Below are 9396 nucleotides of genomic sequence, written 5' to 3'. Positions count from 1 at the left end.
CGGTGTCACCCCGCGTACGCGGTCAGCCGTCCTTCCTGTTCCACCACCGTGATCGCGCCGCCGAACACGGCCGACAGCGGTTCGTCGCGCAGCAGCTCGGCGCGCGCTCCATCGGCCACCACGCGGCCATCGCGCAGCAGCACCACGCGCTCGATCTCGGGAATCACTTCCTCGATGTGGTGGGTGACCAGCACCAGGGTGATGCCCTGCTGCGCAAGCACGCGCATGGTGGCGATCAACTGCTGGCGGGCTACCAGGTCCAGCCCGGTGGAGGGTTCATCCAGCAGCAGCGCCTGTGGTCGATTGACCAGTGCGCGGGCGATCAGCACGCGGCGGGTCTCGCCGGCCGACAACTCGGCATAGGCACGTTCACGCAGGGCCGATGCGCCGGTCATCGCCAGGGTCTCGYCGACCCGGATGCGCATGTCCGCGGTGACCTCGCGGAAGGCCGGCACCACGTAACTGGCGAAGAACCCCGACAGCACCGCCTGCTCCACCGTCAGCCCAGGCATGTCGGCCAGGTTGCTGCTGAGGTCGCCGGTGACGATGCCCAGCTGCGAACGCAGCCTGTCGACCTGCCAGCGGCTCTGCCCCAGCACTTTCACCACCACCGTGCCGTCGGCCTGTGCCAGCGGGTACAGCTCGCGGGTGATCAGCTTGATGAAGGTGGACTTGCCACAGCCATTGGGACCGAGCAGCGCGGTGTGCTGGCCCTGGGCGATGCGCAGGCTCAGCGCGTGCAGGACCTTCACCTGGCCGCGCATCACGCTGGCGCGGTCCAGTTCGATCAAGGGCGGCAGGTCCCCGGCGGGCGGGGCAGGGGGTGTGGCGCGGGTGCGCGGATCAAGGCTCGACAACACGGGTCCCCAACTGTGAACGAAGCCACGGAATGGCGCTGCCAATCCAGCGGTGCAAGGTGCAGTTTGCAACGCAAGCGCCCATGATGTCTTCCATACCTGTGTCGCTCTGGAGAGCCGCCATGCCTGATGCCCTGATGTCCCTGCTGACCGGTGGCGTGCTGGGCCTGGGCTGGTGGCAGCTGGCCCTGGTGCTGCTGGTCTTCACCCAGCTCACGATCTTCTCGGTCACCCTCTACCTGCACCGCAGCCAGGCGCATCGGGGCGTGGACTTCCACCCGGTGGTCGCGCACTTCTTCCGCTTCTGGACCTGGCTGACCACCTCGATGATCACCAAGGAGTGGGTGGCGATCCATCGCAAGCACCACGCCAAGGTGGAAACCGAGGACGACCCGCACAGCCCGGTCACCCGTGGCATCGGCCAGGTGTTCTGGCGCGGCGTGGAACTCTACCGCGAAGCGCGCGGCATGCGCGCGGACATCGAACAGTACGGTCGCGGCACGCCGGACGACGCGATCGAGCGCCGCCTGTACACCCCCTATGCCACGTTCGGCCCGGTGCTGCTGTTTGCGATCAACACGGTGCTGTTCGGCCTGCCGGGCATCGCCCTGTGGGCGATCCAGATGGCCTGGATCCCGTTCTGGGCCGCTGGCGTGGTCAATGGCCTGGGCCACTGGTGGGGCTACCGCAACTACGAGTCGGCCGACACCTCCACCAACCTGACGCCGTGGGCGTTCTGGATTGGTGGCGAGGAACTGCACAACAACCACCATGCGTTCCCCAGTTCGGCGCGCTTTGCGATGCGGCGCTGGGAATTCGACATCGGCTGGAGTGCGATCCGCCTGCTGCAGGCATTGCGCCTGGCCAAGGTCCTGCGTGTCGCGCCGGCCATGGACGTGCGCCCGAACATCGCCGTGCCCGACGCCGATACCCTGAAGGCACTGCTGTCGCATCGCTTCCAGGCGATGACCGACTACCAGCGCAACGTGTTCATGCCGGCATTGCGCGAAGAAGCGCGATACGCGGGTGCCAAGCTGCGCCGGTTGCTGCCGCGCCGGCTGCGCCGTGGCCTGGTCAACGACGGCCGCTGGTTGAAGCCGGACAGCCGCGCCCAGCTCAGCGAATGGGTCGCCCAGCGCCCGCGCATCCGCACCCTGGTGGAATATCGCGCGCGCCTGGCAACGCTGCTGGAAGCACGCGGCCACGATGCCGCCGAGCGCCTGCGTCAACTGCAGGCCTGGTGCCGCGAGGCCGAGGAAAGCGGCATCGCCGCGCTGCAGGCCTATGCCGCGCGACTGAAGGGCTACACCCTGGTGGGCGGATGAGGGCTGCGCTGACGGCATTGCTGCTGGCCGCCGTGTGCGCACCTGCCGTGCAGGCCCAGGTCAGCGACACTGCCAGCTATCTGCAGCGCATGGACAGCGATGGCGACGGCAAGGTCAGTGAAGCCGAGTACCTGCAGTGGATGCTGTATGCCTTCGATCGCATGGACCGCAACGGCGATGGCGTGCTGACCGCCGACGAGCTGCCCGGTGGCAAAGGCAGGGCCATCACCCGCGAACAGCAGCGGCAGGTGATCGTGCAGCGCTTCCACAAGCAGGACGCCAACGGTGACGGATTCCTGGATGCACGGGAACTGGCTGCACCGCCGCGCTGAGCGGCGCCAGTCGTAGCGTGCCCGGCTAAAGTTCGTCGGCGCGCTGCCGATGGTCTCTACGACTCGAACCCGGCGTACCGGTCGATCAGCAGAGACAGTGCGGGCTTGGCATGTCGACCGTGATGGAACGCGGTTGTGGGGACATGGAGGTTGGAGCAGTGCCGTTGCGATGATCGCTGCGCGTTGGGATCGCCCGCACTGACCTGACCGATGCCCAAGACCCCCCCAATGAATGCCAAACCTACCCTTCTCACCGCCATTCTGCTTGGCGGCGTCGCCTGGGCTGCACCGGCACTGGCCGACGAGCCGGCTATAGCCGTGGCGGCCGACGCCGAACCGCAGCAGGCCTCGGATACCGCACCGGCAGCACCTGCCTGGGAACATCGGGTTCCGACCAGTACCAAACTGGAGACCAATGCCGATGGCCAGCCGATCGGCGACCGGACGCTGCGTCTGGTGCAGCGTTCCACCACCGGCAAGGTCATCGCAGCACAGGCTGCCGTATCGCTGTTCGCCGGTGTCATAGGCGGCAGCGGTTTCAGGAAGGACCAGCTGAAAGGTACCCGTGTGGACACCGTGCCGAACCCGGCCTTCAGTTCGATGGAGCAGCAGGCACGCGCGGCCTTGGCGGCCTACTTCAGCGCCCATCCCGGCGCCATCCCCGAGCAGTCGCGGCCGGTGCAGGTCACCGTGGGGGACTTCACCCTGATCTACAAGGAGCTCGGCAATGCCGGGACCGAATACGAACTGCGCCAGAACGTGGACCTGGGCTTTCCATACCGACGCAAGCTGCCGACCATGCGCCTGACCGGTGGCGAAGGCGCGCATTGCCGCATTGCCGAACCGGTCTCGGCGTCGCTGGAAGCGTGGCAGGCCGATGACTACGCGTTGGCCCGGCAGACTGCCGAGCGCTACGCCGAAGCGTGCGTGGCCAGCTTCGCCGCCACACTGCCGACCCTGTTCCCGGACGGCACCCCGGCGGCGACCGTGGCGCCGCCGCCAGAGGCCACCGACGCGGCCTCGGCCGAAGTGGGCCAGGACGCCTGATGGCGRCACGCCGCCGGGGTGCGTTGCACCCAGGCGGTGATGGCCGCGCTGCCCGCAGGGCAGGAGGGCATAGAATCGTCCCATGCCTGAACTGCCCGAAGTAGAAACCACCCGCCGCGGCCTGGCGCCGCATCTGGAAGGCCGCCGCGTCCATGGCGTGATCCTGCGCCGCGCCGACCTGCGTTGGCCGATCCCGCCGGAAGTGGCCGAGCTGCTGCCCGGCCAGCGCATCGAAGACGTGCGCCGCCGTGCCAAGTACCTGCTGCTGGATACCGCCATCGGCAGCGCCGTGCTGCACCTGGGCATGTCCGGCAGCCTGCGCGTGCTGCCCGGCGACACCCCGTTGCGCGCGCATGACCATGTGGACATCAGCCTGGACAACGGCCGCCTGCTGCGTTTCAACGACCCGCGCCGCTTCGGCAGCCTGCTCTGGCAGCCGGCTGGCGAGATCCACCCGCTGCTGCAGGGGCTGGGCCCGGAGCCGCTGGACGACGCCTTCGACGGCGACTACCTGTTCGCCCGCAGCCGCGGCCGCAGCGCGCCGGTGAAGACCTTCCTGATGGACCAGGCGGTGGTGGTCGGGGTGGGCAACATCTATGCCGCCGAGAGCCTGTACAAGGCGGGGATCAGCCCGCTGCGCGAGGCCGGCAAGGTCACCCGCGAGCGCTATCGGCGGCTGGCCACGGCAGTGAAGGAAACGCTGGACTACGCCATCACCCGCGGCGGCACCACCCTGCGCGATTTCATCAGCCCCGACGGCGCGCCGGGCTACTTCGAGCAGGAGCTGCTGGTCTATGGCCGCGATGGCCTGCCGTGCCCTGGCTGCGGCCGCCCGCTCAAGCACGCCATGATCGGCCAGCGGGCAAGCGTGTGGTGCAGTCGCTGCCAGCGCTGAACGTCTTCATGCGCTGCACACGTGCAGCGCTATAGTCCAGCCGACATCCGCTGCGGGGGAGCGTTGGCGATGGACGAAGGCCCGGATATCACCGTATGGCTGGATGCTGCGCGCGGTGGCGACCGCGCCGCGCTCGACCGTGTGCTGACCACCCTGTACCAGGAACTGCACAGCATGGCCCGGCGGCAGCTGGCCGGGCAGCAGGGACGCACCCTGGATGCGACCTCGCTGGTCCACGAGTCCTACCTGAAACTGCTGGGCAGCCGCGGTGCGGCGCGCTTCGAGGACCGTGCGCACTTCTTCGCCTATGCGGCGTCGGCGATGCGCAGCGTGGTCGTCGATTACGCGCGCAACCGGCTGGCGCGCAAGCGCGGTGGCGACCTCAAGCGGGTGGCCGAGATTCCCGAGAACAGCAGCAGCGGCGTGCGCCTGGACGAGGATCTGCTGGCCCTCGATGTTGCATTGGAACGCCTGCAGGCCGTCGATGCGCACCTGGCCAAGGTGGTGGAGCTGCGCTACTTCGCCGGCTTGTCCGAACTGGAGATCGCCGAATTGAGCCAGCGCTCGGAGCGCAGCATCCGCCGCGACTGGCAGAAAGCGCGGCTGTTCCTGCTGGCCGCGATGCGCAGCGACTGAGTCGCCGCCACCCACACCATGGATACCGCCCGCTGGCAGCAATTGTCATCCTGGCTGGACCAGCTGCTGGAGCTGGCACCTGCCGCCCGCCAGCTGCGCCTGCAGCGCGTGAGCGCGCAGGACCCGACGCTGGGCCGCGAGCTGGAACACCTGCTGCAGCAGGAGGCCGACAGCCACGAGTTCATGGCCCAGCCCTTGTGGACCGCTACACCGCCAGGCCGCGCCGGAAGCGAGGTCGGGCCGTATCGGCTGCTGCATCCGCTCGGCGAAGGCGGCATGGGCGAGGTCTGGCTGGCCGAGCGCTGCGATGGCCTGTACCAGCGCCAGGTCGCGCTGAAGCTGCTGCGCAGTGGCGTCGCCGATCCGGGCCTGCGCCAGCGCTTCGGCCGCGAGCGGCAGATCCTGGCCCGCCTGCAGCACCCGCACCTGGCACAACTGCTGGACGCCGGGGTGGACCAGCACGGGCAGCCCTACCTGGCGCTGGATTACGTGGAAGGCGAGCCGATCAGCGACTACTGCCGGCGCCTGCAACCGCCGCTGGAAACGCGGCTGCAGCTGATGCTGCAGGTCTGCGCGGTGGTCAGCCATGCGCATGCGAACCTGGTGGTGCACCGCGACCTGAAGCCCTCCAACATCCTGGTACGCGCCGATGGCACGGTGAAACTGCTCGACTTCGGCATCGCCAAGCTGCTCGACCACGACGATCCGAACGCGGCCCATCCGGCTACCGAAATCCGCGCGTTTACCCTGCACTACGCCGCGCCGGAGCAGGTGCGTGGCGAGGCGGTGACGACCCTGACCGACGTCTATTCGCTGGGCGTGGTGCTGTTCGAGGTGGTCACCGGGCACAAGCCGTATCGGTTGCGCCGGCACAGTGACGCGGAATGGGAGCGCTCGATCCTGGATGTGCAGGCACCGCGTGCCTCGGCGCTGCTGCAACGGCTGGCCGCCGAGCCGGGAGCACCGAGACGGGCGCTGCTGCGGCAGGCCAAGCGACTGCGTGGCGATCTGGACGTGCTGCTGGAAAAGGCCCTGCAGAAAGACCCGCAGCAGCGCTACAGCTCGGCCGAAGCACTGGCCGGCGACCTGCGCCGCTACCTGCAGGGGCAGCCGATCCAGGCGCGTCCGCCGGGCGTGGGTTACCGGGTGCGAAAGTACGTGGGCCGCCATCGCTGGGGCGTGGCGCTGGCCGGGCTGGCCGCGCTGGCCCTGTTGGGGACCACGTCCTTCGCCCTGTGGCAGTTGCGCCAGGCGCGGGCGGAAATGGCGCGTGCGCAGGCCATGCAGGATTTCACTGTTGGCCTGTTCGACAAGGCGGCCAGCCAGCGCCACGGCCATTTCGACGTGCCGCAGTTGCTGGCCACCGGCCAGCAACGGGGCGAAGCCGAACTGGCTGACCAGCCGCTGGCGCTGGCCGAGCTGCAAGGGGTGATCGGCCGCCTGCGTATCGGCCTGGGCGACTACCAGCTGGCGCTGCAGACCCTGGACCAGCAGCGCCGGCTGCTGCAGGAGGTGGGCGAGGTGCCGCCGGCGCTGCAGATCGAGGCGGTTACCCAGCGCGGGCGCGCACTGCGCATGCTCGGCCGAGGGCGCGAGTGCCTCGCGCACCTGCAGCCACTGCAACCGCTGGCGGCCAGCAAGGCGGCGGTATTGCCGGCGGCCGTGGCCGAGTTCCACAGCCAGCTTGGGCGTTGCCAGGCCCAGCTGGGTGACGCCGATGCGGCGCGACGGTCGTTCCAGCAGGCGCTGGCGCTGCGCCACCAAGGGCTTGTCGAGCGCTTCGGGCGTGCTGAATCACTGGCTGATCTGGCCGCTCTGGACGCCGCCGCCGGACGCCTGCCGGCGGCGCTGGCGGGGTACCGGCAGGCGCTGGCCCTGCTCGGCCAACGCGCCGACGCCAGCAGCCCGCAGGTGATCAGCCTGCATCGCCAGCTGGGCGATGTGCTGGCCCGGCAGGGCGACACGCAGGCGGCAGCGGCCGAGCTGGAGCTGGCCTGGCAGGCAGCACAGGAGGCATGGGGGCCGCGCCACCCGGAGGCGCTGGTGGTACGCCGCGCACGCGCGCTGCTGGCCCTGCAGCGTGGCCAGCACGCGCTGGCCGGGCAGGAACTGCGGCAGGTACAGGCACAGCTGCTCGGTGCCCTGGGCCCGGATCATCGCGAGATCGGCTACGGCGAGTTCGCGCTGGGGAAATGGGCCAGCGCCAGCGGCGACCCCTCGGCGGCGGCAGCGCACTATGCCCGTGCGGTGGCGATCTGGCGCCAACCGGATCACGTCGCCCTGCTGCCGCAGGCGCTGCTTGCACAGGGGCAGGCCCTGCAGGAGGCCGGCCAGATCGCGCAGGCCCGCATCGTGCTGGCCGAGGCACGGCAGCTGCTGCTGGCCCAGCGCGGTCCGCAGGCACCGGCCCTGCAGGAGCTTGATGCCCGCCTTGCGGCATTGGCGCAGGCTGAACAGGGTATCGAGTCCACCGCTGCCCGTTAACGTTTGTCTGCCTATGATGGCCGACCTTTCCTTTGCTCCCGCGCCTGCATGCAACGACGCGACTTCATCCGCAATGCCTCCCTGGCCCTGGCCGCCTTCGGCCTGCCGTCACTGCCGGCCTGTGCGGCCAGCAAGAGTGGCCAGCTTGGGCTGCGCCGGCTTGGCCAGCCGCAGCCGTTCGATTTCGCCACCCTGAAGGGTCAGGCGCGCGCGCTGGCACAGGCGCCCTACCAAAGCCACAAGCGGGTGCTGCCGGGCAAGCTGGAGGCGCTGGACTGGGATCAGTACCAGTCGATCGGCTATCGCCAGGACCACGCCCTGTGGGCCGACCAGCCGGGTAAGTTCCAGGCCAAGTTCTTCCACCTGGGTCTGTACTTCCATTCGCCCGTGCGCATGTACGACGTGGTCGACGGCAAGGCGCAGGAACTGGCCTATGACGGCGCCGCGTTCAACTACGGCAAGAGCGGGTTGAAGAATGGTGAGCTGCCGGCCGACCTCGGCTTCGCCGGGTTCCGGCTGAACACGCGCAAGGACACCGACCGCGATTTCGCCGCGTTCCTGGGTGCCAGCTACTTCCGCGCAGTGGGCAAGGAAGGCCAGTACGGCCAGTCCGCGCGTGGCCTGGCCATCGACACCGGCATGGGCAAGCCGGAGGAATTCCCGGACTTCATCGCCTATTACCTGGAACAGCCTGCGGCCGACTCGGACACCCTCATCGTCTACGCGCTGCTGGATTCGCCCAGCGTGGCCGGTGCCTACCGCTTCGCCGTCACCAACGGTGATGTGCTGCTGATGGACATCGACAGCGCGCTGTACCCGCGCAAGGCGATCGAGCGCCTCGGCATCGCGCCCTGCACCAGCATGTACCAGGTGGGCGAGAACGACCGCCGCATGGGCTGGGACTGGCGCCCGGAGATCCACGATACCGACGGCCTGTCGCTGTGGACCGGCGCTGGTGAATGGATCTGGCGGCCGCTGCTGAACCCGCGCAACCTGCGCTTCAACATGTTCGTCGACCGCAATCCGCGTGGCTTCGGCCTGCTGCAGCGTGACCGCAACTTCGACCACTACCAGGACGACGGCGTGTTCTACGAGAAGCGCCCGTGCCTGTGGGTGGAGCCGAAGGGTGATTGGGGCGAGGGCTCGGTGCAGCTGGTGGAGATTCCCACCGTCGATGAAACCTTCGACAACATCGTGGCGTTCTGGAACCCGAAGGAAAAGCCGCAGCCGGGCAAGGAACTGCTGGTCGGCTACCGGCTGTACTGGGGCGCACAGCCGCCGGCGCATACGCCGCTGGCCCATTGCGTGGCCAGCCGCACCGGCCTGGGCGGGGTGATCGGCAAGAAGCGCGAGTATTTCTCGTGGCGCTTTGCGGTCGACTTCGAAGGCGGCGAACTGGCCAGCCTGATCGACAAAGCCGATGTCGAAGCGGTTGTCGAAACCAGCCGTGGCCGGGTGGAGATCGTCTCGGCGCGGCCGCTGCGCGAGATCAAGGGCTACCGCGCGATGTTCGACCTGGTGCCGCCGGAGGGCAGCAGCGAGCAGATCGACATCCGCCTGTACCTGCGCAGTGGCGGCAAGACCCTCACCGAAACCTGGCTGTACCAGTACACCCCGCCGCCGGCTGGTGCGCCGGAGCGCACGCTGTACTAAGAGGGTTTATCGGCAGGGCTGCGCCCTGCACCCGCTGTAGTGCCGGCCGCTGGCCGGCAACCTCAGAATCAACAGCAACAGCAACAGCAACAGCAACAGCAGCTGGCATTCGGTGGGATGGCGGGGCGGTGTCGGATTGCGGGGACGCCGCAAGTACGTCCTTGTAG

8 protein-coding genes are annotated in these 9396 nt (G+C 68.8%); 7 read left to right on the top strand and 1 reads right to left on the bottom strand.

What is annotated here, in order from left to right:
• Positions 1-5 precede the first annotated feature (5 nt).
• Complete coding sequence (locus tag AB4Y84_RS06470) at positions 6-800, bottom strand: ABC transporter ATP-binding protein (RefSeq protein ID WP_442249891.1); 795 nt, start codon at positions 798-800, stop codon at positions 6-8.
• A gap of 179 nt (positions 801-979) precedes the next feature.
• On the opposite strand from AB4Y84_RS06470, the gene AB4Y84_RS06465 reads away from it, so the two are divergent.
• From AB4Y84_RS06465 to AB4Y84_RS06435, 7 genes are all read left to right on the top strand, one after another.
• Entirely contained in the window at positions 980-2182 is a 1203-nt protein-coding gene (locus AB4Y84_RS06465) for a DesA family fatty acid desaturase (RefSeq protein ID WP_442244278.1), read from the top strand.
• A complete protein-coding gene (locus AB4Y84_RS06460) occupies positions 2179-2514 on the top strand; it encodes an EF-hand domain-containing protein (protein WP_025875455.1) in 336 nt (111 codons plus the stop codon). The genes AB4Y84_RS06465 and AB4Y84_RS06460 overlap by 4 nt, the downstream gene beginning before the upstream one ends.
• A gap of 228 nt (positions 2515-2742) precedes the next feature.
• Positions 2743-3561 carry a hypothetical protein gene (locus AB4Y84_RS06455; protein ID WP_313252026.1) on the top strand — a complete coding sequence of 273 codons (819 nt, stop codon included), beginning with the start codon at positions 2743-2745 and terminating at the stop codon, positions 3559-3561.
• Between the two features lie 82 nt (positions 3562-3643).
• Entirely contained in the window at positions 3644-4456 is an 813-nt protein-coding gene (gene mutM, locus AB4Y84_RS06450; protein WP_313252024.1) for a bifunctional DNA-formamidopyrimidine glycosylase/DNA-(apurinic or apyrimidinic site) lyase, read from the top strand.
• A 69-nt stretch (positions 4457-4525) separates the two neighbouring features.
• The gene (locus AB4Y84_RS06445) at positions 4526-5092 is read left to right on the top strand and encodes an ECF-type sigma factor (protein ID WP_025875449.1); all 567 of its coding nucleotides are present in this window, start codon (positions 4526-4528) and stop codon (positions 5090-5092) included.
• 18 nt (positions 5093-5110) lie between these two features.
• Positions 5111-7576, top strand: coding sequence for a protein kinase domain-containing protein (locus tag AB4Y84_RS06440; protein ID WP_442244279.1), 2466 nt, complete (start codon positions 5111-5113; stop codon positions 7574-7576).
• A 48-nt stretch (positions 7577-7624) separates the two neighbouring features.
• Positions 7625-9229: a glucan biosynthesis protein gene (locus AB4Y84_RS06435; RefSeq protein WP_442244280.1), complete on the top strand. Its 1605-nt coding sequence runs from the start codon at positions 7625-7627 to the stop codon at positions 9227-9229.
• Positions 9230-9396: the final 167 nt, after the last annotated feature.

The sequence above is a fragment of the Stenotrophomonas sp. 2YAF22 genome (genome assembly GCF_052114665.1).
Lineage (GTDB): Bacteria > Pseudomonadota > Gammaproteobacteria > Xanthomonadales > Xanthomonadaceae > Stenotrophomonas > Stenotrophomonas indicatrix.
Note: the sequence above shows the minus strand (reverse complement) of the source record. Positions and strands in the feature narration are given on the sequence as shown.